General features: G+C 62.1%; 17 protein-coding genes and 1 tRNA gene. 3 read left to right on the top strand and 15 right to left on the bottom strand.

What is annotated here, in order from left to right:
* Positions 1-170 precede the first annotated feature (170 nt).
* The 13 genes from PQG80_RS11705 to PQG80_RS11645 all read right to left on the bottom strand — a co-directional run bounded on the left by PQG80_RS11705 (position 171) and on the right by PQG80_RS11645 (position 20,220).
* A complete protein-coding gene (locus PQG80_RS11705) occupies positions 171-3,311 on the bottom strand; it encodes an alpha-mannosidase (RefSeq protein WP_271751745.1) in 3,141 nt (1,046 codons plus the stop codon).
* A 14-nt stretch (positions 3,312-3,325) separates the two neighbouring features.
* A complete protein-coding gene (locus PQG80_RS11700) occupies positions 3,326-5,626 on the bottom strand; it encodes a glycoside hydrolase family 3 N-terminal domain-containing protein (protein WP_271751525.1) in 2,301 nt (766 codons plus the stop codon).
* An 18-nt stretch (positions 5,627-5,644) separates the two neighbouring features.
* Positions 5,645-6,550, bottom strand: coding sequence for a carbohydrate ABC transporter permease (locus tag PQG80_RS11695; RefSeq protein WP_271751744.1), 906 nt, complete (start codon positions 6,548-6,550; stop codon positions 5,645-5,647).
* A gap of 41 nt (positions 6,551-6,591) precedes the next feature.
* On the bottom strand, positions 6,592-7,524 hold the full coding sequence (locus tag PQG80_RS11690; RefSeq protein ID WP_432432750.1) for an ABC transporter permease: 933 nt from the start codon (positions 7,522-7,524) through the stop codon (positions 6,592-6,594).
* 101 nt (positions 7,525-7,625) lie between these two features.
* Positions 7,626-9,098, bottom strand: a complete 1,473-nt coding sequence (locus PQG80_RS11685) for an ABC transporter substrate-binding protein (protein WP_271751521.1) — start codon at positions 9,096-9,098, stop codon at positions 7,626-7,628.
* A gap of 161 nt (positions 9,099-9,259) precedes the next feature.
* Positions 9,260-10,792 (bottom strand): response regulator transcription factor, encoded by a 1,533-nt coding sequence (locus PQG80_RS11680; protein WP_271751519.1) that lies wholly within the window; start codon positions 10,790-10,792, stop codon positions 9,260-9,262.
* A 7-nt stretch (positions 10,793-10,799) separates the two neighbouring features.
* Positions 10,800-12,644 (bottom strand): sensor histidine kinase, encoded by a 1,845-nt coding sequence (locus PQG80_RS11675; protein ID WP_271751517.1) that lies wholly within the window; start codon positions 12,642-12,644, stop codon positions 10,800-10,802.
* Between the two features lie 168 nt (positions 12,645-12,812).
* Positions 12,813-14,105, bottom strand: coding sequence for a phosphopyruvate hydratase (gene eno / locus PQG80_RS11670; protein WP_271751515.1), 1,293 nt, complete (start codon positions 14,103-14,105; stop codon positions 12,813-12,815).
* Positions 14,106-14,463: 358 nt separating this feature from the next.
* Positions 14,464-16,011: a 2,3-bisphosphoglycerate-independent phosphoglycerate mutase gene (gene gpmI, locus PQG80_RS11665; RefSeq protein WP_271751513.1), complete on the bottom strand. Its 1,548-nt coding sequence runs from the start codon at positions 16,009-16,011 to the stop codon at positions 14,464-14,466.
* A 1-nt stretch (position 16,012) separates the two neighbouring features.
* Complete coding sequence (tpiA, locus tag PQG80_RS11660) at positions 16,013-16,768, bottom strand: triose-phosphate isomerase (protein WP_271751511.1); 756 nt, start codon at positions 16,766-16,768, stop codon at positions 16,013-16,015.
* A gap of 10 nt (positions 16,769-16,778) precedes the next feature.
* On the bottom strand, positions 16,779-17,960 hold the full coding sequence (locus PQG80_RS11655; RefSeq protein WP_271751509.1) for a phosphoglycerate kinase: 1,182 nt from the start codon (positions 17,958-17,960) through the stop codon (positions 16,779-16,781).
* A 100-nt stretch (positions 17,961-18,060) separates the two neighbouring features.
* A complete protein-coding gene (gene gap / locus PQG80_RS11650; RefSeq protein ID WP_271751507.1) occupies positions 18,061-19,068 on the bottom strand; it encodes a type I glyceraldehyde-3-phosphate dehydrogenase in 1,008 nt (335 codons plus the stop codon).
* A gap of 123 nt (positions 19,069-19,191) precedes the next feature.
* The gene (locus tag PQG80_RS11645) at positions 19,192-20,220 is read right to left on the bottom strand and encodes a sugar-binding transcriptional regulator (RefSeq protein WP_271751505.1); all 1,029 of its coding nucleotides are present in this window, start codon (positions 20,218-20,220) and stop codon (positions 19,192-19,194) included.
* A 299-nt stretch (positions 20,221-20,519) separates the two neighbouring features.
* On the opposite strand from PQG80_RS11645, the gene PQG80_RS11640 reads away from it, so the two are divergent.
* The 3 genes from PQG80_RS11640 to PQG80_RS11630 all read left to right on the top strand — a co-directional run bounded on the left by PQG80_RS11640 (position 20,520) and on the right by PQG80_RS11630 (position 22,076).
* Positions 20,520-20,594 (top strand) — tRNA-Arg (locus PQG80_RS11640).
* 209 nt (positions 20,595-20,803) lie between these two features.
* Positions 20,804-21,385 (top strand): ATP-dependent Clp endopeptidase proteolytic subunit ClpP, encoded by a 582-nt coding sequence (gene clpP / locus PQG80_RS11635; RefSeq protein WP_090117073.1) that lies wholly within the window; start codon positions 20,804-20,806, stop codon positions 21,383-21,385.
* Positions 21,386-21,905: 520 nt separating this feature from the next.
* On the top strand, positions 21,906-22,076 hold the full coding sequence (locus PQG80_RS11630) for a sporulation histidine kinase inhibitor Sda (RefSeq protein WP_271751502.1): 171 nt from the start codon (positions 21,906-21,908) through the stop codon (positions 22,074-22,076).
* A gap of 70 nt (positions 22,077-22,146) precedes the next feature.
* Here PQG80_RS11630 and PQG80_RS11625 read toward each other — a convergent pair whose 3' ends face one another.
* On the bottom strand, positions 22,147-22,899 hold the full coding sequence (locus tag PQG80_RS11625) for a MerR family transcriptional regulator (protein ID WP_271751500.1): 753 nt from the start codon (positions 22,897-22,899) through the stop codon (positions 22,147-22,149).
* Between the two features lie 132 nt (positions 22,900-23,031).
* On the bottom strand, positions 23,032-23,805 hold the full coding sequence (locus tag PQG80_RS11620) for an SIMPL domain-containing protein (protein ID WP_271751498.1): 774 nt from the start codon (positions 23,803-23,805) through the stop codon (positions 23,032-23,034).
* Positions 23,806-23,830 lie beyond the last annotated feature (25 nt).

Here is a 23,830-nt window from a genome sequence, read left to right as displayed (position 1 = left end):
CGATTCCCACAATATAAGACGCTGGCGCATCGCTATTTCGTCGCGAACCACCGATTCACACGATATAAGACGCTGGCGCATCGTTATTTCATCGCGAACCACCGATTCACACGATATAAGACGCTGGCGCATCGCTATTCTGTTTCTCCGCCAGCGTCATTTCATTCTCTTTAGCGATCTAAAAGCTTAATGGTCTTAATCTCGAACGGCGCGAACGACAGCGCGATCCGGCCGCCCTCGGCGTCCAGCGCCTCGCCGTCCGACTCGAGCGCGTCCGAGAGCACGGCCCGCTCGAAGGGACGCGGCCAATGCAGCGTCGCGGAGCCGCGGCCGCCGGACGATTCGTACAGGCGCAGCACGACGCCGTCACCGTCCTCCGCAGGCTTGACGGAATCGAGCACGACATGCTCGCTCTCGAACGGCAGCAGCGCGCCCGCCGGCGCGAGCGAACCGCTCTGACGTTCAGCCGCTAGGACGACGTCCCCGGCATTGAGCTCTGCAGCCCGGCGCGCGGTATGCGCGCTCCGCCAGTCGCCCGCGTGCGGGTAGAGCGAATAGGTGAATTCATGCTCGCCCAGGTCCGCGGTGGTGTCCGGCCACTTAGGCGCGCGCAGCAGGGACAGGCGAATCGTCGTGCCTTGGATGTCGTAGCCGTATTTGCAGTCGTTCAGCAGGCTGACGCCGTAGCCGTGCTCCGACACGTCGACGAACCGGTGGCCGCACACTTCGTATTGCGCCTGCTCCCAGCTCGTATTGCGATGCGTCGGACGCTCGAGCGCCCCGTAGGGAATCTCGTATGTCGCCTTGGACGCTACGACGTCGACCGGGAAGGCGACCTTGAGCAGCTTGTGCGCTTCGTTCCAGACGACGCGGGTGCGGAAGTCGATGCGCCGGTCGCCGTGGCAGAACACGACGTCCTGGCTGATCTCCGACCGATGGAGCTTCCAGCGGAACCGCAGCACGTCCATCGTCGCGCCGCGCAGCACGACGCGCTTCTCCAGCAGTTCGGCCTCGCCGGCCGGCTGCAGCTCGTAGCGCTCGTCGATATCCCAGGCGTCCCACAGCGTCGGACGGTCATGGTAGAAGCCGAAGCGGTTCGCGGCGTCGCCCGCCTTTACGATCTCCCGTGCCGCGGCCTTGTCGTACAGGCTGACGATCTCGCCCCGCGCGTTGAACCGTACGCTGTAGGCATCGGTCTCCCAGCTGTCGCCCAGAGCCTGACCGGCCTCCGCTGCGACCGCGCTTGTATCCAAGCGTGCGGCTTGCGAAGCGGCGACTTCGTCCTCGCGCTCGCGCAGCCAGATCGTCTTGTAGCCGAACGCCGGCACCGAAGGCACCCGCACGGACAGACGATCCGCGCCGGCAGTGTCGGCCGCCAGCAGGCCGCCCTCCGCGTCGTACGCGGCGAGCGCCGCCGCGGTCCGGCCGCCGGTCGCCACGGTCGTCAGAACGTCGCGCGCCCAGCCGAGTCCGTTGAAGACGACGTACGCCGTGCCTTGCCCGGCCGTCGTATCGATGCCGGCCGCGAGCGCCGGCAGGATGGCGTCCAGGCTCGCGCGCCCCTTTTCGAAGATCGTCCCGTATTCCTTGTCCGAGGTCGCGTACGCTTCGGTAATCGCCGACCCCGGGATGATGTCGTGGAACTGGTTGAGCAGGATCAGCTTCCAGCCGTCATGCAGGTCGCCGTGCAGCCGTCCGTCCAGTCCGGCGTCCAGCTTCGGCAGCGCAAGGGCATGCCACAGCTCGGCTTCCCGGTACAGCACCTCGGCTTTGCGGTTGCTGCGCTTGTTGCGGCCATGCGTCGTGTACGTGCCGCGATGCAGCTCCAGGTACAGGTCGCCATGCCATTCCGGCAGCTCGCCGCGCCGCGCCTCCGCGCCCGCGAAGAAGTCGGCGGCCGTGCTGTGCTTGCTGGCCGGCTGGCCGACCATGAGATCCCCGCGCTCGACGTACTCCAGCATCTCGCGCGTCACGCCGCCGCCTCCGTCGCCGTGCCCGTACAGCAGCATCTGCTCCGGATAGACGTTTTTCTGACGGTACGATTGCCAGTGCTCGTGAATGTCCTTGGGCGTCGTATGCTCGTTGATGCCGTGGTTGAGATACGACAGCATCGGCGTGCCATCGATGCCGACCCAACGGAACAGGTCGTAAGGGAACACGTTGGTGTCGTTCCAGTTGAGCTTGGTCGTCATGAAGTAGCGCACGCCGCCGTGCTTCAGGATCTGCGGCAGGGACGCGCAGTAGCCGAACGTGTCCGGCAGCCACTCGATGTCCGAGCCCCGGCCGAACTCCTCCCGGTAGAAGCGCTGGCCGTACAGCATCTGCCGCATGAGCGATTCGCCGCTCGGGATGTTCAGGTCGGGCTCGACGTACATGCCGCCGACGAGCTCCCAGCGTCCCTCCGCAACCCGCTCCTTGACGCGGGCATACAGCTCGGGATCGTTGTTTTTCAGAAACTCGAACAGCAGCGGCTGGCTCTGGGCATACCGGAACTCGGGATATTCGCGCATGAGGGCATCCACCGTGGAGAACGTGCGGCTCGTCTTGCGCACGGTCTCCCGGACCGGCCACAGCCAGGCGATGTCGATGTGCGATTGCCCGACCATATGCTGGACGCCCTCGGCGTTGCCGCCGACCGCGCGGACCTCATCCGCCAGCCTCGTCTCGATCTCGGCGACCGCCGAGCCTTCGCGGATGTCCCCTTCGCTCAGGGAGACGTACCCGTCCATTGCGCGCAGCAACGCTTCAAGCAGCCGCGCCCGGCGGAAGTCCGTCTCCGGCAGCAGCACCGCCGCGTCGCGCACGACCGTCGCCGCGTACATCAGACGCTGCACCGGCGCGTTCGCGAGCACGAGCTCGCTGCGGATCGCGGAGATCGGCGGCTGGATGACCGCCTGCCGGTTGAGCGGATCGACCGGCTCCGGGATCGGGTCGTAGAGCTCGATCTCCAGCTCCGGCGCCGCGCCGACGCGGCCGGCATCCAGCGTGACGAACGTATGGTTCCGGTCAAGACCTTGGTACGAAGCGCCGTTCACGCGGAGCAGCCCCTCGCCGCCGGACTCGAACACGAGGCCGATGCGGCCGCCCGAGGCGATCCAATCGACGGGCAGATCTATCTTTTTGCGGAAGAAGTAAGTCGTCCCCTGCTTGCTCGGGAACGGGGCGAGCCCCTCGGTCTTATAGGGAGCGATCCCCTCGTACTGCCCCGGCAGCATGTAAGTCGCGCATTCGATCGTCCAATCGCTTACCTCCGCGCGCTCGAGCCACTGCGCCTCGGACAGCTCGCGAAGGAAGCGGCGCAGGCGTTCCAATATATCGTTAGCGTTCATCGGTCTCCGTCCTCTCTGACGAGCAGATCCGCTGCCAGCGTATCCGCCGAATGCCGTCCGACCAGCACCTTGAAGCGGCCGGGCTCGACGACCCGCTCGTAAGCCGGGCCCACGTATTCAAGCTGCTCCCTGCCTACCTGGAACGTAACGGTGCGCGTCTCCCCGGGCGCCAGCCCGATCTTAGCGAAGCCCTTCAGCTCCAGCGCGGGCCGCGTGCATTCGCTCGCGACGTCGGAGATGTACAGCTGCACGACCTCGGAGCCGGCGACGCCGCCCGCGTTGGTCACGTCGACGGTGACGGTCGCTTCTTCGTCCGGGCCGATGACGGCAGGCGCGACTGTGAGATTCGCGTATTCATAGTTCGTATAGCTGAGTCCGTAGCCAAAGGGATACTGCGGCTTGAGGTCGCTCTCCAGGTACCGCTTGCCCCGCGAACGTTTGCCGTTATAGTACACCGGCAACTGTCCGACGTCCTTGGGGATCGACACCGTGAGGCGGCCGGACGGATTGACGTCGCCGAACAGAATGTCGGCGATCGCATGGCCGCCTTCCTGTCCCGGATACCATGCCTCCAGGATCGCGTCCGCATGCGCGTCGATCCACGGCTCGGCGATCGGCCGGCCGTTGACGTACACGACGACCAGGCGCTTGCCCAGCTTGTAGATCTCCTGCATCAGCTCCAGCTGCACGCCCGAGAGCCGCAGAGACATGCGGTCGATGCCCTCGCCACAGTCCATGTCGTTCCAGGCATCGTCGGTCACTTTGGACGCGCCCGTGCGCAGATCGATCGTGCCGTCGCCGAAGTCCCTCGCGCTGGAGCCGCCGACGACCATGACGACCGTGTCGGCCCGCCTCGCCGTCTCCAGCGCGACCGGGAAGCCGTCCCGGTCCTCGCCGCGGATCCGGCACCCCGGCGCGTACAGCACGCGCTCGGCGCCCAGCTTGGCGCGGATGCCCGCAAGCACCGTCGCGACCTGGTTCGCCGGCTGAGGCGACGTGTAGTCGCCCAGCTGGTTGTAGCCCAGGTCGGCGTTCGGGCCGATGACCGCGACCGTGCCGGCCGACTGCGCGAGCGGCAGCGCGCCGCCCTCGTTCTTCAGCAGGACGATGCCCTCGGCCGCCAGCTGCCGCGCGAGCGCGGCGTGCGCATCGGCGCCGATCGTCTCTGCGGCGAGCTGCGGATCGACGTACGGCCGTTCGAACAGGCCGAGCTTGAACTTGAGCGTCAGGACGCGCCGGACCGCCCGGTCCAGCGCGTCCTCCTTCAGCTTGCCTTCACGGAGCGCCTGCAGCAGATACCGGCCGAACATCTCGCCCGACATCTCCATGTCGATGCCGGCCTCCAGCGCCCGCGCGGCGGCCTCCATGCCGTCCTCAGCGACGTCATGCCCCGCAGCCAGCATGTCGATCGCGCCGCAGTCGGTGATGATCATGCCGTCGAAGCCCCACTCCCGGACCAGCACCTCGTCCAGCAGCTTCGCGTTCGTCGTACACGGGACGCCGTCGATCTCGTTGTAGGCCGGCATGATCGACGCCGCGCCCGCCTCCACCGCCTTGCGGAACGGATAGAGATCCACCTCGAGCAGCTCGCGCCAGCCCATATGGACGGGCCCGGCGTTGCGCCCGCCCTCCGAGCTGCCGTAGCCGACGAAGTGCTTGAGCGTCACGGCGACGCTGTCCGGCGCGTCGAGACGCTCGCCCTGCATGCCCTCCACCGCGGCGACCGCCAGGGCGCCGACTAGATAGGGATCCTCGCCGAAGCACTCCTCCGTCCGTCCCCACCGGGGATCGCGGACGATGTCCAGCACCGGCGAATACGTGACCGCGCCGCCCTGGGCGCGCGTCTCCTTCGCGACCGCGCGGCACATGTCGCGGTACAGCTCGACGTTCCAGGCGCTGCCGATGGACAGCGGCACGGGGAATACGGTCGCGCCGATCGCCATGTGGCCGTGCGAGCACTCCTCGCCGATCAGCAGCGGGATGCCGAGCCGCGAGTGCTCGACGGCATACCGCTGGATCTCGTTCACCGCTTCGGCGCCCCGCACGGGCGAGAGGCCCGTCTCGAGCGTGACGCCCGTCCACGGGTCCGCGCGCAGCGTGCCGTACAGCGAGCCGATGCCGCCTCTCGCGACCTGTTCCTTGAACGTCTCCTTCAGGACGACGTTCCCGTCTTTATGATTATAGGCCTGCCATCCGAACGGCTGGATCAGCTGGCCGACCTTCTCTTCCGCCGTCATCTGCCGAAGCAGCAGCTCCGCGCGTACGCGGGGCGGCTTCGACGGGTCCTTGTAATCCATTTTCTTCTCACATCCCGCTTATTCTTTAACTCCACCGACCGTCAGGCCCTGCACGAAGTAACGCTGGAAAAACGGATAAGCGAAAATAATCGGAAGCGTCGCCAGCACGACCATGGCCATGCGGGCCGTATCCTGCGGCATCGACTGCAGAATCTCCAGGCTGACGGAGCTGTTGGCGGAGTTCTGCTGGATAAACTGCATGCTCGATTCGATCCGCATCAGCATCGCCTGGAGCGGCACCTTGTTCGGATCGTCGATGTACAGCAGCGCGTTAAACCAGTCGTTCCAGTAGCCGAGCGTGCTGAACAGGCCGATCGTGGCCAGGCCCGGCAGCGAGAGCGGCAGCACGATTTGGGTGAAGATGCGGAATTCCCCGGCGCCGTCGATCTTGCCGGACTCGACGATGGCGTCGGGAATGCCGGTGATGTAGAACGTCCGCAGGATCATGATATAGAAGGCGTTGACGGCGAGCGGCAGGATCAGCGCCCAGACGCTGTCCTTCAGACCGAGCAGCTGCGTCACGACGATATAAGTCGGGATCATGCCGCCGCTGAACAGCATCGTGAAGATCGCGAACAGGGAGAAAAAGCGGCGGTACGCGAAGCTGCGCCTCGACACGGCGTAGGCGTACAGCGAGATCAGCACCAGGCTGACGATCGTGCCGATGACCGTCACGAGGATCGTGACGCCATAGGAGCGCAGCAGCGTATCGCCGGTTTTGAAAATATATTGATAAGCATCCAGGCTCCACGCCTTGGGAATGATGCGGTATCCGTCCGTCGCCAGCGTCTTCTCCTCGGTGAAGGAGATGATGACGACGAACACGAAGGGAAACACGCACAGAAAAGCGAATATGCCGGCGATCAGGTTGAACACGATGTTCCAACCCGGCGATGCCTGGTGGAAGTTGCGTTTCTTTCTCATCACGTTGGGCACCGGGTACGCCCTCCTTTCGAATCAGGGATTTAGAACAGCGCGCTGTCCTTGTCGACCTTGCGCACGACGTAGTTGGACACCATGACGAGCACGAAGCCGACGACGGATTGATACAGTCCGGCAGCCGTGCTCATGCCGATCTCGCCGGTGGTCTTAAGGCCTCTGTACACGTACGTGTCGATGACGTTGGTCACCGAGTAGAGCGTGCCCGAGTCGCGCGGCACCTGATAGAAGAGGCCGAAGTCGGCGTAGAAGATTCTGCCTACGGCGAGTAGCGTCATGATGATGATGATCGGCTTGAGCATCGGCAGCGTGATGTTGCGCACCTGCTGCATCTTGCTCGCGCCGTCGATCATCGCCGCCTCGTACAGCGAACGGTCGATGCCCAGGATCGAGGCCAGGTAGACGACGCTGCTGTAGCCGATCGATTTCCACAGATAGACGAGCACTAGAATGTAGGGCCAGACCTTCGGGTCGTTGTACCACTGCATGGCATCCAGGCCGAAGTAATCGAGCGTATGGTTAAGCAGACCGCGGTCCATGCTCAGGAAGCTGAACGCGAAGTAGCCGACGATGACCCACGACAGGAAGTACGGGAGGAACATGCCGGTCTGGTACAGCTTGGCCAGCTTCTTGTTCGCGAGCTCCGACAGGAGTATGGCCAGGGCTACGGAGAATACGAGTCCGAGAACGATAAACGCGATATTGTAAAACAGCGTGTTGCGGGTGATGGACCATGCGGCGTCCGTGCTGAAGAGGAACTTGAAGTTCTCCCATCCGACGTTCTTGCTGTGGACGAGGCTGTACCAGAAGCCGTGGCGGCTGAAACGGTATTCCTTAAACGCGGCGATCGTGCCGACGAGCGGCAGATAAGAGAAAAAGAGGAACCAAAGGGCGCCGGGAAGCACCATGAGCAGCATTACCTTGTTGCGGTTGAACGAGCGGAAGAACGATCCGACCATGTTCGTCATTCCCTCCTATGGTCATTTGTGAATACGGCAAAAAAGAACGAAAGACCGGGCGAATTGCTCACCCGCCCGATCTCGCGATATACGTCCGAATATTAAGCTTTGTTGGCTGCGACCCAAGCGTCCAGCTGGGTTTGCGCCTCGGCGATGACCTTGTCCAGGCCGGCCGACTTGAATTGCTCGATCGCCTTCGGCAGATACGTCGCCGGATCGACCGTGCCGGTCATCAGCGAGGACCAGAATTGCTCCTTGACGTTCTGGATGGCCGCCATCTCGGAGGACACCTTCGTGCTGTCGAAGTTAAAGCCCAGGATCGGGGAGGCGACGCCTTCCGCGTTGAACTTCTTGAACTGCTCCCACTTGTCGTCGGGATCGTTCTCGTTCAGGAAGAGCAGCATGTTGTTGCCCAGCGAGTACGAAGGCATGTTGTAGTTCTGGGAAGCGTCGAGATTCTTCATGTGCTTGTCGTCGATCTTCTCGTAGTGCGTGCCTTCGATGCCCGAGTCGACCATGTTGCGGAGGACCGGATCGGTATTGAGCAGGTTCAGGAATTCCATCGCCTTGTCCGGATGCTCGGAGTTGGCCGAGATCGCCATGATCGAGCCTTGTACCGACGTGTTGGTGATGACTGCGTCGCTGGCAGGCGTCGAGGTGACCGGATAGCCGTTGGAAGCCGACCAGGAGGTCTCTGCGAGCGGCTGGGTTTGCGCGCGGTCGAGCAGCCACTTGCCGGAAGTCATCAGATCTTGCGTCGAGCCGGTCGTCGCGGCTTCAGGCGCTACGTAGCCCGCCTTGTAGTACTTGTGCATGACGTCCAGCGCCTGCTTCATCTCGTTCGTCTCGAGGATGTCGACGACCTTCAGGTCCGATCCGTCCAGCTTGACGGCCATCGGCATGTTCGTCACGAGATAGTCGTACGGCACGTAAGGCACGTAGTTCTTATCCATGGCGAAAGGCGTGATGCCCGGCTCTTTTTCCTTGATCGTCTTGAGCAGCGGCTCAAGGCTCTCCAGCGTGCGCACGCCGGACGTGTCCAGCTTGTACTTGTCCACCAGGTTCTGGTTGAAGCGCCATACTTCGAGCTGCGGCAGCTCCTTGTTCGCCGGGATGCCGTAGTTGTGGCCGTCGACCTTGGATCCGCTCAGGAAGCCCGGATCGATCGTGTCCTTGATGCCTTGGCCGTACTTCTCAATCAGCTCGTCCAGCTCGAGGAACGCGCCTTTACGGGCGTTCTGCACGTAGTCGAAGCCGCCAGCGGAAGTGAACATGATATCCATCGGCTCGCCCGAAGCGACCAGCACTTGCATCTTCTGCGTGTAGTCGCCCCAGTCGATCATCTTCATCTTGATCGTGGCGTTGATCTTCTCTTGGGTGTACTTGCTGACTTCCGCCATGACGGTGTCGACATCCTTCTGCGGCGTGCCGATCGTGTACCAGATCAGTTCGACCGGCTTGTCCGACGCGCTGTCGGAGTTCGCATCGTTGCCCCCGCAAGCGCTCAGCGCGAGCGACAGCGCCGTTACCGTAGCCGCGGCCGTCAGCCCGGCTTTTTTGTTGAATTTACTCATGTTTCTTGTACCCTCCCTTTAATGCATTTCCCTTTAGCAACAATTCAACTTTAATTCATGAAAGCAGTTTCAAATAGAAGACAAAGCTAAGAAATGCTGTTCAAAATAAAGAAAAGACTGCCCACGCGGCAGTCCGGATATACCTATGGGTTCGGCGCGCGTCAGCGCAGCCCTTTGAACTCGGTCGGGGAGATGCCGACGTACTTCTTGAACTGCTTGTAAAAGTAGCCCGTCTCCCAATAGCCCGCCTGGCGGGCGATATCGTGCACCTTGAGCGTGGAGGACTTCAGCAGCTTCTTGGCCTGCTCGATCCGGTATTTATTGATGTATTCCGTGAAGCTCTCGCCCGTCTCCTTCTGGAACAGCTGTCCGAGATACACCGGATGAATATGGTACCGGACGCCCAGCTGCTTCAGGGACAGCTCGTCCGCGTAGTGACGGTGTATCTCCTCGAGCACCTGCAGCACGACCGGGCTACGGCTGTCCTGCACCAGAGAGTCGACGCAGCGCTCGGCGACGGACCGCACCGTCCGCGAGAGCTCCGCATAGTCCGTCGCCGCGTAGGCTTGCCCGATGCTCTGGGAGAACATCTCCGGCTCGTCCGCGTGCTTGATCGCCTTCAGCTCCATCTTGAATCGGACGATGAGCTCCACGGACACTTCGTGCAGGTAAGCCGGCGTGACGCCGTCCAGGCGCCGCAGACGCTCGAAGTCGGCCTCGATGGCCGACGACAGGCCTTCCTTGTCCCTGGCGACCAGCAGCTTGCGGTAGGCTTCCCAGTCGATCGGGAATTCGGCCGGCTCCGCACCGATGAACGTCTCCGTCTCCGCGTAGTCGATCCAAGCCCGCTCCGGATAGATCATGAAGAATTCCTGGGCCTTTTTCGCCTCGCGGTAGCTCGCCGCGATCTCCGTCCGCAGCGGGTGCACGCCGCCGAGAGAGAGTCTCGCCCCCTCGCCGGCGCCGGCTTGCCCGAGGAGCGGCAGCAGCCTGCCGACCAGGTCCCGCTTGCCCTCCTCCTCGGACCGAAGGCCTGCCACGAGGACGATATCGCCGTCCATATCGCGGAAAGGGTACGCGTCCTCGCTTCCCTCGAACGCGCGCACGATGCGTTCGAACGCCTTTTCCTGCGCCTCCGAGAGCGCATCCGGCCATCGCATCAGGGCGATGACGCCGCTCGGGAGCGTCAGCGAGATGCCCAGCAGGGCGGCGCGCTCGTTGAACTCGGCCTCCGAGATCCGGCCGGAGATCCACCGGTACAGCGTATTGTCCTTCATGATCTGAACGTTGTATTGCGACAGCAGCGCGTCCGGCTTGACGCTGTTCAGCTTCTCGACGGCATTGCCGAGCGTATCGTGCAGCTCCTTGACATTGATCGGCTTGAGCAGGTAGTTCTCGATGCCGAGCCGCATGCCTTCCTTGAGGTAATCGAACTCGTTGAACCCGCTCAAGATGATCGCCATCAGGTCCGGGCGGCTCTCGCGGGCGGCGCGGATCAGGTTCAGACCGTTCATGCGGGGCATCGAGATGTCGGTAATCAGCAGATCCACGGGCGTCCGACGGATGCGCCTGAGCGCTTCTTCCCCGTTCTCCGCGCTCCCTACGACCTCCAGGCCGAAGGCGGCCCAATCGATCGCGTCCATGAGGCCTTCGGCGATGAACGGCTCGTCGTCCACGATAAATACCTTGTACATGATCCCATCATCCTCCTTCCGGCCCCGCGGCCTGATCCGTCACCGGGATCTCGATCGTGACCCAGGTGCCCTTGCCGTGCTCGCTCTCGAGCGAGATGCCGTATGCCGGCCCGTACATCAGCTTCAGCCGCTCATGCACGCTCCGCAGCCCGAACGAGCTCTCGCCCTGCTCGGGATAATCGAGCTCCGTCCGGATCTGCGCGAGCCTGTCCGGCTCGATCGCGGCGCCGTTATTGAACACCCGGATCTGAATCGCGCCGTCGCTTGCTCCTGAACGAGAGCTTGCGCCGACCTCGATGGATATACGGTTGTCGTCGCGGTCGCTTTCCAGGCCGTGCACGATATAATTTTCCACGATCGGCTGCAGCAGCATCTTCGGGATCGTGACCGAGGCGTACGCCGGCGAGCAGTCGATCTCGTACGAGAACCTGTCCTTGTACCGGATGCGGAACAGCTCCAGATAGAGCCGGCACGTCTCGAGCTCCTCGCCCAGCGAGCTGTCGGAGCCGCCCCGGACGGAGTTCCGGAACAGCGCCGCCAGGCTGTAGATCATCTCGCCGACATCGCCCGCGCCCTGCGACATCGCGCGCATCCGGATCACTTCAAGCGTGTTGTACAGAAAATGCGGGTTGACCCTCGCCTGGAGCGCGGCCAGCTCCGTCTGTTTGAGGCGGATCTCCGCCTTGTACTCCCGCTCGATCCGCCGGTTCAGCTCCTCCACCATCTCGTTGAAGCTCTGGGAGATCTGTCCGAGCTCGTCCTCGCGCGCGTCCTGCAGGCGCACGTTCAAGTCGCCGCCCTCCACCTTTTTCATGAACCGCACGATCTTGTTGGTCCGCTTGGCGATGCTCACGATGAGCAGGGACGGGATCATGACGGCGAACGCGATGCAGACGGCCCCTACGAGAATAATCGTGCTTCGGAGCCTCGCGTAGGCCTCGGCGATCTCGCGCTTCGGCGCGATGCCGACGACGGTATAGCCCGCCGCGTTCTGCGTCAGCCGCGAGATGTACGAGGGCTCCTCCGCGTCGACGGTGTCCTGGGAGGCGTTGATCTCGTCCATGTACGGATAGGTGCGCCCGTAATACCTGCCCGAGGAGTCGAACATGACCTTGCCGTCCGGCGTCAGGACGAGAATCGTGCCTTTGAATGGAGAAGAGTTGCGCAGGAGCGACTGGCGCACCATCTCCGAGTCGAAGTAGACGACCAGCTGGCCGACGTTTTTAAGCGTGCTTTTGTCGTTGATCTGGCTCCGCATCGAGTACAGGCGCGTATCCCACTGGCCGATCGTCTTGCGGATCCACACGTTCGGCGTCGAAGCGTTCGGACCCTCGAGCGACATGATGTCCGGGATGTAGGAGCGGGCGGCGTTCGTCTGGTACAGCTTCGGGTTGCCGGCGTACTTGTACGCGTACATAAGCTGCTGGTCGGCGCTGTACAGGATCATGTTGCGGATATCGGAGTCGGTGCCGAGCTTGCTCCCAAAGTACTCCAGCGCATTGGCCGCGCTGGCCCTTCCGTTCGCGTTGCTCTCGCCCAAGGTGTACTGGATATAGGCCTGGTAAGAGTGCCTCAGCAGGTACGATACGTTGTCGGCGAGCAGGTTGTTCCGGTAGATATCCTGCACGACGGTCTGGACCCATTCGTACTTCTGCTCCATGTACAGGTTGACCCGGTCCATCGCCTCGCGCTGGTCGTTCAGCTCGCTCCGCACGATGGACGCCGAGCTGAAGTGGAACAAAAAATAAGAAAACGCGATGATCGTCAGATTGACGATCACGGCGAAGACAAGGATGACCTTTACGAACAGATTGTTCTGAAAATAGTTACGATATACTTTCCTGATTCTCACTTGGGAGATCCCCCGCAGTCTGGATGCACGGCTATCATTATAGCATGAAACAAAACAAACAATCCCCGAGGAACGGCCGTAAAGGCAGCGTTCCCCGGGGATCGGTCGATCATGCTATAGGCAAAAACCGCGGCGCGTGGCGCCGGGACTGCTCGGGCAGGACAGGGCTTACTTGAAATTCTTCAGGTTGTAGAACGCCTTCTTGCCCGCGTATACGGCGGAGCCTGCCAGACGGTCTTCGATGCGGAGCAGCTGGTTGTACTTCGCGACGCGGTCCGTACGGGAAGGCGCGCCCGTCTTGATCTGGCCTGCGTTGGTCGCGACCGCGATGTCGGCGATCGTGCTGTCCTCGGACTCGCCGGAACGGTGAGAGATGACGGCCGTGAAGCCGGCGGTCTTCGCCATTTCGATCGCTTCGAACGTCTCGGTCAGGGATCCGATCTGGTTGACCTTGACGAGGATCGAGTTGCCGATGCCTTGCTCGATGCCGCGGGACAGACGCTCGGTGTTGGTGACGAACAGGTCGTCGCCGACGAGCTGGATCTTGTCGCCGAGCTTCTCGGTCAGCAGCTTCCAGCCTTCCCAGTCGTCCTCGGAGCAGCCGTCTTCAATCGTGATCAGCGGGTACTTGTCGACCCAGCTGGCGAGCAGGTCGACGAACTCGGCGGACGTGTAGGACTTGCCTTCGCCCTCGAGGTGGTACTTGCCGTCCTTGTAGAACTCGGTGGAAGCGACGTCCATGCCCAGGAACACGTCGACGCCCGGCTTGTAGCCGGCCTTCTCGATGGCCTCGATGATCGTGGACAGCGCTTCTTCGTTGGAGCCGAAGTTAGGCGCGAAGCCGCCTTCGTCGCCTACGGCGGTGTTCAGGCCCTTGGACTTCAGCACGCCCTTCAGCGCGTGGAAGATCTCGGCGCCCGTACGGAGCGCTTCCTTGAACGTAGGCGCGCCGACCGGCAGCACCATGAATTCTTGCACGTCGACGTTGTTGTCGGCGTGCGCGCCGCCGTTGACGATGTTCATCATCGGCACGGGCAGCGTCTTGGCGTTGAAGCCGCCGAGGTAAGCGTAGATCGGCAGGTCGAGCGCGTCGGCTGCAGCGCGGGCGACGGCGATCGAGACGGCCAGGATCGCGTTGGCGCCGAGCTTCGCCTTGTTCGGCGTGCCGTCGAGCTCGATCATCTTGCGGTCGATCGCGACTTGGTCGAGCGCGTCGTAGCCGATGATCTCGGGCGCGATGATGGAGTTAACGTTGTCGACAGCCTTCTCGACGCCCTTGCCGAGGTAGCGGTCCTTGTCGCCGTCGCGAAGCTCTACGGCTTCGTATGCGCCGGTGGAAGCGCCGGACGGTACGATGGCGCTGCCGAACGCGCCGGATTCCAGGCGGACTTCCACTTCAACCGTAGGGTTGCCGCGGGAGTCCAGTACTTCGCGTGCATAGACGTCAGAGATAATCGTCATTTGAGTGAACACTCCTTGGTTTTGTTTTAGTTGTAGGCGGCATTCGCTGCCCATGTGATGCAAATTAAATGTACGTTCCCCGCCCGCTTGAGCCCACTCGGCCGAGAATGAGAATAGCTGCTAAAATGCAGTTATTTGCGCTCCCAACCGCCGAACGCAGGAGGATAGCTGCCAAAGTGCAGCTATTCCTGCCGGTTCGAGCTGTTTGCGTCGCTGCAGTGCGGATTAATTGCATTTTAGCACTTATTTCCGCCTCAGCTGCCGAACCGAGGAAAATAGCTGCTAAAATGCAGTTATTTTACCTGTTCGAGCGCGTGCAAGGCCGCAAGAATCTGCGCCATGACTTTGGCGCTATCGCTTATTCGCCCAGCGGCGCGAGCAGCGAGCGGCCGGTCATCTCGGCCGGCTTCGGCAGCTCCAGCAGCGAGAGCAGCGTAGGCGCCACGTCTGCCAGCATGCCGCCGTCGCGGACCGTCGCGCCGTGCTTGGTCACGATGCACGGGACCGGATTGGTCGTGTGCGCCGTGAACGGGCGGCCCGCATCGTCGATGACCATGTCGGCATTGCCGTGATCGGCGATGATGACGGCGACGCCGCCCTTCGCGAGGATCGCGTCGACGACGCGGCCGAGGCACGCGTCCGTCGCTTCGACGGCCTTGATCGTCGGCTCCAGCATGCCGGAGTGGCCGACCATGTCCGGGTTCGCGAAGTTCAGGATGATCGCGTCATGCTTCTCCGACTCGATCTCCTTGACCGCCGCGTCCGCGACCTCGTAGGCGCTCATCTCCGGCTGCAGGTCGTACGTCGCGACCTTCGGGGAGTTGATCAGCACCCTCGTCTCGCCCGGCAGCTGCAGGTCGCGTCCGCCGCTGAAGAAGAACGTGACGTGCGGGTACTTCTCGGTCTCGGCGATGCGCAGCTGCGTCTTGCCCTGCTGCACCAGCACCTCGCCCAGCGTGTTGTCGAGCTCCTTGGGCTTGTACGCGACGTAGCCGCCGACCGTCTCGCTGAACAGCGTCAGGCAGACGAAGTACAGGCCGACGGGACGTCCCTCGCCGCGCTCGAAGCCGCGGAAGTCCTCGTTCGTGAACACGTTGGAGAGTTGGATCGCGCGGTCCGGACGGAAGTTGAAGAACACGACCGCGTCCTCGGACTCCACGAGTCCGACCGGCTTGCCGTCCGTGCCGACGATGACCGTCGGCAGCACGAACTCGTCGTATACGGACGCTTCGTACGACGTCTTGACCGCCTGGATCGGATCGACCGCCGTCGGGCCGTCGCCGTATACCATCGCGCGGTAAGACTTCTCCACGCGCTCCCACCGCTTGTCGCGGTCCATTGCGTAGTAGCGGCCCTGCACGGTAGCGATCTTGCCGATGCCGAGCTCTTCGATCTTGGCCTGCAGCTGGGTCAGATAGCCGACCGCGCTGTCGGGCGCCACGTCGCGTCCGTCGAGGAACGCATGAATATATACGTCGGACAGGCCTTCGCGCTTCGCCAATTCCAGCAAGGCGAACAGATGCGCGATATGGCTGTGCACGCCGCCGTCCGACACGAGGCCGTACAGATGCAGCTTTTTGCCGGTCTGCTTGGCATGGTTCACGGCGCCGAGCAGCGTCTCGTTGGCAAAGAAGTCGCCCTCGCGGATCGACTTGGTAATCCGGGTCAGGTCCTGATAGACGATGCGGCCCGCGCCGATGTTCAGATGTCCGACCTCGGAGTTGCCCATCTGGCCCTCGGGGAGGCCGACGGCCTCGCCCTGGGCGGTTAATTGCGTATGCGGGTAGGTCGCCCACAGACGGTCGAAGTTCGGCTTGTTCGCTTGGGCCACGGCGTTGCCGTGCGTCTCCTCGCGGAGGCCGAACCCGTCCAGAATGATGAGCGCGACCGGCTTGGGTGCGGCCATCTTACTTCGCCCCCTCGACGAGGGCGATGAAGGATGCCGGCTCCAGGCTGGCGCCGCCGACGAGCGCGCCGTCGATGTCGGATTCGCCCATGTACTCGGCCACGTTGTTCGGCTTTACGCTGCCGCCGTATTGGATGCGAACCTTCGCGGCCGCTTCGGCGCCGAACAGCTCGGCTACGACGCCGCGGATCGCCTTGATCGCGTCGTTGGCATCCTTCGCCGTGGACGACTTGCCCGTGCCGATCGCCCAGATCGGCTCGTAAGCGATGACGACCTCGGCCGCTTGCTCGGCCGACAGGCCGGCCAGCGCAGCCGTCGTCTGCGCGCGGTTGACTTCGTCCGTCTTGCCGGCTTCGCGCTCTTCGAGCTTCTCGCCGACGCAGACGATCGGCGTCAGGCCGTGCTTGAACGCCGCGTGCGTTTTCTTGTTCACCGTCTCGTCGGTCTCGGCGAAGTACTGCCGGCGCTCGGAGTGGCCGATGATGACGTAGTCGACGCCCAGGTCCTTCAGGAAGACGCCGCTGATCTCGCCGGTGAAGGCGCCGTTGTCTTCGTAGTGCATGTTTTGCGCGCCGACCTTGATCGACGTGCCTTTGACTGCCTCGACGAGCGCCGGCAGCGCCGTGAACGGCGCGCAGACGACGGTCTCGACGCCGGCGACTTCCGCCTTGCCCTTCACGTCGGACACGAAGGCGCCCGCTTCGGAGACGGTCTTGAACATTTTCCAGTTGCCTGCGATGATCGGAGTTCTGCTCATAGGTTCACCCTCACTTGTCGTTCAGGGCTACGACACCCGGAAGCGCCTTGCCCTCCATGAATTCGAGCGACGCGCCGCCGCCCGTGGAGATATGGTCCATCTGGCCTGCCAGCTTGAACTTCTCGGCCGCTGCAGCGGAGTCGCCGCCGCCGATGACCGTGTACGCGGGCGTGTCCGCGCAGGCTTGCGCGACCGCGCGCGTGCCTTTGGAGAAGCCTTCGACTTCGAATACGCCCATCGGTCCGTTCCAGACGACCAGCTTGGAGTTCTTGATGACTTCCGCATAGATCTCGCGGGTCTTCGGGCCGATGTCGACGCCTTCCCAGTCGGCGCGGATGCCGTCGATGCTGACGATCTCGGTGTTCTTGTCGGACCGGAAGTCGTCGGAGATGACGAGGTCGACCGGCAGGTACAGCTTCTTGCCGAGCTTCTTCGCTTTTTCGACGAACTCCTTGACCTTCTCCAGCTTAGACTCGTCGAGCAGCGATTGGCCGATCTCGTAGCCCTGGGACTTGAAGAACGTGTAGGAGATGCCGCCGCCGATGAGGATGTTGTCCGCGATCTCGATCATCTTGTCGATGACGTCGATCTTGTCCTTGACCTTGGAGCCGCCGACGATCGCCGTGAACGGACGCTCTGGATTGTTGAGCGCCTTGCCCAGCACGTCGAGCTCCTTCTCCATCAGGAGACCGGAGACGGCAGGCAGGTGATGCGCGATGCCTTCGGTGGACGCGTGCGCGCGGTGAGCTGCGCCGAATGCGTCGTTGACGAACAGATCGGCCAGCGCCGCGAATTGCTTCGCCAGCTCCGGATCGTTCTTTTCTTCGCCCGGGTAGAAGCGGACGTTCTCGAGCAGCAGGACGTCGCCGTTTTGAAGCGCGTCGACCTTAGCTTGAACGGCGGCGCCTACGGCTTCGTCGGCCTTGGCTACCGGCTTGCCGAGCAGCTCGGACAGGCGCGCCGCGATCGGCGTCAGGCGCAGCTCCTCTACGACTTCGCCCTTCGGACGGCCAAAGTGGCTCGCCAGAATAACCTTCGCGCCGCCCTCGATCAGGTACTTGATCGTAGGCAGCGTTTCGCGGATGCGCGTATCGTCGGTGATCGCGCCGTTCTCGACCGGTACGTTAAAGTCGACGCGGACGAATACCTTCAGACCGGAGACGTTAACGTCGCGGACACTCTTTTTGTTCATAGGACAGACTCTCCCTCCGATTTCTGATGATGCCCGTACGGACGGAAAGAGGAGCGCCAGGTCTCCTCTTTGCCGTCTTCAATCTTCTATAGAGTAACTCTTACAGGCCCTTGGAAGCGACGAAAGCAGCCAGGTCTACGACGCGGTTGGAGTAGCCCCACTCGTTGTCGTACCAGGAAACGACCTTCACCATGTTGCCTTCGACGACCATCGTGGACAGCGCGTCGATCGTGGAGGAAGCCGGGTCGCCGTTGTAGTCGCTCGATACGAGCGGCTCGTCGGAGTAGTTCAGGATGCCCTTCAGCGGGCCGTCGGCGGCTGCCTTCAGCGCGGCGTTGACTTCGTCGACCGTGACGTTGCCCTTAACTTCGGCTACGAGGTCGGTGACGGAGACGTTAGGGGTAGGTACGCGGAACGACATGCCGTTCAGCTTGCCCTTGAGCTCAGGCAGAACCAGGGATACAGCCTTGGCTGCGCCCGTCGTGGACGGAATGATGTTCTCTGCTGCGGCGCGGGCGCGGCGCAGATCCTTGTGAGGCAGGTCGAGTACGCTTTGGTCGTTCGTATAGGAGTGGATCGTCGTCATCATGCCCTTGACGATGCCGAATTGGTCGTTGATAACCTTAGCGAAAGGCGCCAGGCAGTTCGTGGTGCAGGAAGCGTTGGAGAGGATCGTGTGAGCGGCCGGGTCGTACTTGTCTTCGTTGACGCCCATGACGATCGTGATGTCTTCGTTCGTAGCCGGAGCGGAGATGATAACCTTCTTCGCGCCGCCCTTCAGGTGAAGCTCGGCCTTTTCCTTCGCCGTGAAGATACCCGTGGATTCAACGACGATCTCGGCGCCGACGGAAGCCCAAGGCAGGTTGCCCGGATCGCGCTCCGCGAATACTTTGATGGTCTTGCCGTTCACGATCAGCGCGCCTTCGCCCGCTTCGACCGTCGCGTTCAGCTTGCCGTGCGTCGTGTCGTATTTGAGCAGGTGCTTCAGCGTGTTAACGTCCGTCAGGTCGTTGATGGCGACCACTTCAACCTCAGGGTTATTAAGGGAAGCGCGGAATACGTTGCGACCGATGCGTCCGAAGCCGTTGATACCGATTTTGACCGTCATTGATAGTTCCTCCTTGGGTTTTGAAAATAGAATTTGATCTATGTCAGGCGCACGGGGCGCCGAGACCACTTGTATCGGCCGGAACCGGCTCAGGGGGCCGATTCCGGGGTGCCGTCGTCAGCGTCAGACGCCGGCATGCTTCAGCGCTTCTTCGGCCGCGGCCTCGTCGGTGACGAGCATGTCGTCATGCCCGAAGCGCATGACGGCGGCGATCGCCTCGCCCTTGCTGCGTCCGCCGGCGATGCCGATGACCGACTCGGCGGCCTCGATGTCCTCGAGCCGCAGTCCCGCCGTCGCCATGCGGTGGACGACCGCGCCCTGGCGGTCGAAGTAGTAGCCGAACGCCTCTGCGAGCGCGCCGTCCCGCAGAATCTCCTTCACCGTGTCGGCGTCGAGCTTGCGCCGTCTAGCCATGGCCGTAGCGTCCCCGATGCCGTGAATCACGATACGCGCGCTGCGGATCATGTCCACGACCTCCCGCACGTTCGGCTCCTGCATGATCGTCTGGTAGGCTTCCTCGCTCAGATGATCGGGGACGTGCAGCATCCGGTATCTGGCGCCCGTCCGCTTGGCCAGCTCGGAGGCGATCGTGTTGGCCTGGTAATCCACGCTCTCGCCGAGGCCGCCGCGCGCCGGCACGAACCAGTTGTCGCGGAGCGGAGACGGCACCGAGAACTGGGAGGCCATGCGCGCCATCGTCGTGCCGCCCATGACGGCGACGACGTCGCCGGGTCCGATCACGCGCCGCAGCACCTTGCTCGCGGCGCGCCCGAGCTCGCGCTTGGCCTCCTCGGAGGTGTCCGAGTCGCCCGGCACGACGACCGCCTGCTTCAAGCCGAACCGCTTGCGCAGCGCGGTCTCGAGATCGGACAAGCCGAACAGCTCCCGCACCAGCGGCTCCATCTCTTCGAGCAGGCGGCGTCCCCGGTCGGTCAGGCTGACGCCCGCGGCGCCGGCCTCGACGAGCCCCTGGGCCCGCAGCAGGTCAAGCTCGGCGCGGAGCGTCCGCTCCGTCAGATCCAGGCTGGCGGCCAGCGTGCGCCGGCCGCCGGTGCCGGTGACCGAGATGCGCCGCAGGATGTCGTAGCGCTTCTGCAGCACCTGCATCAGGTCGGGCACCAGCTTCTTCTGAATCTCGAGTATGTTCCGCATCTTCTTCCGTCTCTCCCTTGATTGCCGGATGACTATGGCCGGAATGCGACGGGGAATCACGGCATGGGACCGATTAAGTCCCACTGTGACATTTTAAGTCCCACTTCCTGTTTTCATTTTATCGGATTCATCCGCGCGTTGCAAGCCCAAGATAGGGAGTCCGGAAGACGTTTCGATTCGATCACCATTTACGCAGACAGGAGAAGACCATGTACCCTTTATACCCTGTCCGAATCCTTTTCAAAGCCCTTGCTTTTCCTATCCCTATCGCATATAATGAATCTTGCTGTTATCGACATGCGCCCGTGGTCCAACGGATATGACGCAGGCCTCCGGAGCCTGAGATTGGGGTTCGATTCCCTACGGGCGCGCCATATTCGCTTAATAGGCATTTTGCCGACACTTAGGATACAGCAGACGCGTCCGTGCCATACGGACGCTTTTTTTGACCAATGTTTGACTTTCTTTGACATTGGGTTCATGATCCATTAGAATGGATTCACGGACGATCCGCACCCCTTCGGGACACGTCGGAGTCAGGACCGCCACACCACTATTCACAACCCCGAGGAGGGATCACGCAATGAGCTTTGTCCCTATGGTCGTCGAACAGACTAATCGAGGAGAGCGGGCTTACGACATCTATTCCCGTCTGCTCAAGGACCGCATTATCTTCCTGGGCACCCAGGTCAACGATGTGGTCGCCAACTCCATCATCGCGCAGATGCTGTTCCTCGCGGCCGAAGATCCGGAGAAAGACATCCACTTATACATCAACAGCCCAGGCGGCTCCATCACCGCCGGCATGGCGATCTTCGATACGATGCAGTACATCAAGCCGGACGTCTCCACGATCTGCGTCGGCATGGCCGCCTCCATGGGCGCGTTCCTGCTCGCCGCGGGCGCCAAGGGCAAGCGATTCGCGCTGCCTAACGCCGAGGTCATGATTCACCAGCCGCTCGGCGGCGCCGAGGGTCAGGCCAGCGACATCGAGATTCGCGCCCGCCGCATCCTGAAGCTCCGCGACAAGCTGAACCGCATCCTCTCGGAACGCACGGGCCAGCCGCTCGAGCGCATCGAGAAGGACACCGACCGCGACAACTTCATGGAAGCGGAGACGGCAAGAGAGTACGGTCTGGTCGACAAGGTCATCGAGAAAGTTTAATGGTTTTAATAGAACCGCCGGAGCGCATGCTCCGGCGGTTCTTTTGCGATGCCGGCAGACGGAGTCGGCTTGCTTGGATAAGGCTAATATCGTTAAGGGTCATGGTTAACGGTTGCCGGCGCGAATCAGCCATGCGCTTTCGATGCCGCTCAGCTTGACTTTAATTGGGTAAGCAACTGTAGATTAGGTTCCCTCCCTTGTGAGGCGATCACAACCATCCCGTCTCAAAATGAGGCGGATTATCCTTTTAAACGATGAATTGTTAACACAATGAAGAAGGTCTGTCAAGCAAAACTTAACAACTCGAGTTCCCCCTCTTCGGATCCGCTCTTGCATGTTATTCTATAAACACAAGACGTACCATTTACCTCCATATATTGCTATGGAATAGGAATTAGACAGCAAGTCGGAAAGGAGAATCACCATGAACCAATCCTATCATTCCTTGCACCTGGTGCCCCGTCATATGTCCGATAATCCGCTTCCGCCGACTCATAACTTTAACGATGATTCAAGCCATATGATCGCACGTACGCTTAAGGATAAGGCCTCGCTGCTCCGTCCGTTGAAGGACGAGCATCTGCTCGAGGTTTACCGCGAAGCGAAAAAAATGAATTTGTCCAACGAATTCATCGAGTTGCTCGAGGACGCTATCGAGGTACGCAACCTGGAGCACCGCCTCAAAGCCTAATATGACGCTCACGAGCAAAGCCTCCTTACCGCCAGCGGCGGGCAAGGAGGCTTTTTCGCGTTACGATTGATTATACCTTCGCTTCAGCGTATGCTTCCGCCGCCAGACAGAGATAGTAGGCAAGCCCGGTCTGCATCGACTCGAGCATTCCTCTGTGGAATGCGTCGCTTAGGAAAAAACGGGACTGGGCGGCGAACGCGGCCACGCTTGACGGCAGTCCCTCCTCCTGCTGGACAGAGAGATGGCGCTCGATTCGAGCCTGCGTCTCCGCGCCGTCATGCGCCAGCCCCTCGCGCAGCGCGCGCGACATCTCGTCCATGAACCGGGCGGCTTCCGCCGCCTGGCGGTTCAGCCGATCGGGATCGATTGCGGCCGCGCCCGGGAGTTCGAAGCCGTACGTTTCCTTCAGATGCTTATTCTGCTCGGCCAGCGCTGCTTCCCACTCCTCCGCCGTACCGAATCCCGCGAACAATTCGGCGACCGGCATCGATCCGCCCTCCCTCTCCGAGACGATCGAAGCCTCCAGCGTCACGGACAACCGCTCCAGCCGTTGCTGCCGCTCGTGCAGGATCGCCTGCTGGCTTTCGAGTATACGGAGCCGGCCCTGCCCTTCGTCGAGCAGGCGCTTGATCTCCTCCAGAGGAAACTCCAGCTCCCGATAGAACAGAATCTCCTGAAGCCGCTTGACCTCGTCTTGCCCGTACAGCCGATACCCGGCTTCGCTCACCTCGACCGGCACGAGCAGACCGATCTTATGATAATGATGCAGCGCTTTGATCGTTACCTTGGACAGCTCCGACATTTCCTTGACCGTATATCTCATGGGACACCTCCTGTGTGATAAACGCATCGTACGGCCTCCTCCAAGGGGAGAGTCAAGGACCATCTCGTACACGGCAAGAGCCGCTCCCCGATGGAGAGCGGCTCTTATTGACGCATAATGATGTCCAATCGTTTACTTCAACGCGTACTGCACCGTCACGCTCGCCGAGATCTCGATCTGGCCGGTCTGCACGGACGAGGATGCGCCCGCCGCATCGGACGCTGGCGCAAACTTCACGGCCGATTCGTTCTGGAAGATCACCGGTACGTCCGCCGCGTTGCCCTGCACGATATTGATGACCGGCCCCAGCGTTCGGTTCGCCGACGTCGCCAGCACCGATGCCTTGGTGCCTGCGTTCGTCATCGCCTTCTTCAGCGCCTCGAGCTCGTATTGATCCTGCTTCTCCGTGCTGAACTGCACGCCGTCAACCCGGTTCGCCCCCGCCGCCGACACGGCGTCCAGCAGCTTGCCGATGCCTGCGAGATCGCGGTACGTCACGCGCACCGAGTGCGTCGCGAGGTAGCCCTTGAGCACCTGGCCGTCCTTCTCCGTATAGTTGTACTCCGGCTGCACGCCAAAGCCCGTCGTCTGCACGTCCTTCTTATCGATCTTGAACGTCTCGAACAGCGCCTTCTCGACCGCCGCGAACTTGGCCGCCGAAGCCTGCTGGGCCTCTTGCGCCGTCTTGCCCCGCGCGTCGACGCCGAAGTTCAAGTACGCGACGTCCGGCTCCACCTTGATCGAGCCTTCCGCGCCTACCGTCACCGCGTTTTGGACGCTTGCCGCCTGCACGGCCGCCGTCGTTTCCGCCATCGCTTGATCAGCTCCCAGCTTCGCCTGTCCGAACCAACCTGCCGCCGCCATCGTGACTGCGAGTACTGCGACCTGCACTGTCCTTTTACCCATTATAGACCCCTCCATATTCAGGTTT

The organism is Cohnella rhizoplanae (assembly GCF_948329515.1).
GTDB lineage: Bacteria > Bacillota > Bacilli > Paenibacillales > Paenibacillaceae > Cohnella > Cohnella rhizoplanae.
The sequence above is the reverse complement of the archived record's forward strand: the minus strand, read 5'-3'. Positions and strand labels throughout refer to the sequence as shown.

Coding starts and splice junctions, on each gene's coding strand:
- PQG80_RS11700 (WP_271751525.1), bottom strand. CDS start 5,626: ATGGATTACAAGGACCCGTCGAAGCCGCCCCGCGTACGCGCGGAGCTG.
- PQG80_RS11695 (WP_271751744.1), bottom strand. CDS start 6,550: ATGAGAAAGAAACGCAACTTCCACCAGGCATCGCCGGGTTGGAACATC.
- PQG80_RS11690 (WP_432432750.1), bottom strand. CDS start 7,524: ATGGTCGGATCGTTCTTCCGCTCGTTCAACCGCAACAAGGTAATGCTG.
- PQG80_RS11685 (WP_271751521.1), bottom strand. CDS start 9,098: ATGAGTAAATTCAACAAAAAAGCCGGGCTGACGGCCGCGGCTACGGTA.
- PQG80_RS11680 (WP_271751519.1), bottom strand. CDS start 10,792: ATGTACAAGGTATTTATCGTGGACGACGAGCCGTTCATCGCCGAAGGC.
- eno (WP_271751515.1), bottom strand. CDS start 14,105: ATGACGATTATCTCTGACGTCTATGCACGCGAAGTACTGGACTCCCGC.
- gpmI (WP_271751513.1), bottom strand. CDS start 16,011: ATGGCCGCACCCAAGCCGGTCGCGCTCATCATTCTGGACGGGTTCGGC.
- tpiA (WP_271751511.1), bottom strand. CDS start 16,768: ATGAGCAGAACTCCGATCATCGCAGGCAACTGGAAAATGTTCAAGACC.
- PQG80_RS11655 (WP_271751509.1), bottom strand. CDS start 17,960: ATGAACAAAAAGAGTGTCCGCGACGTTAACGTCTCCGGTCTGAAGGTA.
- gap (WP_271751507.1), bottom strand. CDS start 19,068: ATGACGGTCAAAATCGGTATCAACGGCTTCGGACGCATCGGTCGCAAC.
- PQG80_RS11645 (WP_271751505.1), bottom strand. CDS start 20,220: ATGCGGAACATACTCGAGATTCAGAAGAAGCTGGTGCCCGACCTGATG.
- clpP (WP_090117073.1), top strand. CDS start 20,804: ATGAGCTTTGTCCCTATGGTCGTCGAACAGACTAATCGAGGAGAGCGG.
- PQG80_RS11630 (WP_271751502.1), top strand. CDS start 21,906: ATGATCGCACGTACGCTTAAGGATAAGGCCTCGCTGCTCCGTCCGTTG.
- PQG80_RS11625 (WP_271751500.1), bottom strand. CDS start 22,899: ATGAGATATACGGTCAAGGAAATGTCGGAGCTGTCCAAGGTAACGATC.
- PQG80_RS11620 (WP_271751498.1), bottom strand. CDS start 23,805: ATGGGTAAAAGGACAGTGCAGGTCGCAGTACTCGCAGTCACGATGGCG.